The following is a 599-nucleotide window of genomic DNA, read 5'->3' as shown; positions in this document are numbered from 1 at the left end:
ACCTGGCGCAGCTGGAGCAGGCCCGCCGCGAGCTGCTGCACCAGTCGCGCAGCGACGCGCTCACCGGCCTCGCGAACCGCCGCGCCTTCGACGAACGCAAGCTGGAAGAGGTGCGCCGCGCCTGGCGCTCGCAGCGCCCGCTGACGCTGGTGATGGTCGACATCGACCACTTCAAGCGCTTCAACGACCGCTACGGCCACGCCGCCGGCGACGACTGCCTGGCCCGCGTCGCACGGGCGATCGGTGCCGCGTTCGAGCGCGGCGGCGAATGCGCGGCCCGCATCGGCGGCGAGGAGTTCGCGGTCCTGCTGCCCGACGTCAACGCGGCCGATGCCGAACGCCGCTGCGAGCGCATCCGCCAGACCATCCACCACATGGCGATCCCGCACGCCGATTCGCCGCCGGGGTTCGTCACGGTCAGCATGGGCATCGCGACGCTGTGCCTGGCCGAGATCACGCCGCCCGACATCGCGTTCGACCGGCTGCTGAAGCGCGCCGACATGGYGCTCTACGGCGCGAAATCGGCCGGCCGCGACGGCATCGTGATGCTCATGTGAGGCGCGCCAGCGGGCCGAGCGCCGGGCCGCCCCAAGCCGGCC

The 599-nt window shown here is 73.1% G+C and carries 1 protein-coding gene; it reads left to right on the top strand.

Annotated features, from left to right (window positions below):
• Window positions 1-557, top strand: a 557-nt coding sequence (locus tag AC1D01_RS37890) for a GGDEF domain-containing protein (RefSeq protein WP_477875130.1), incomplete at its 5' end; no start/stop codon positions are given.
• Window positions 558-599 lie beyond the last annotated feature (42 nt).

This window comes from Rhizobacter sp. P3_B12 (genome assembly GCF_056402895.1).
The sequence above is the reverse complement of the archived record's forward strand: the minus strand, read 5'-3'. Positions and strand labels throughout refer to the sequence as shown.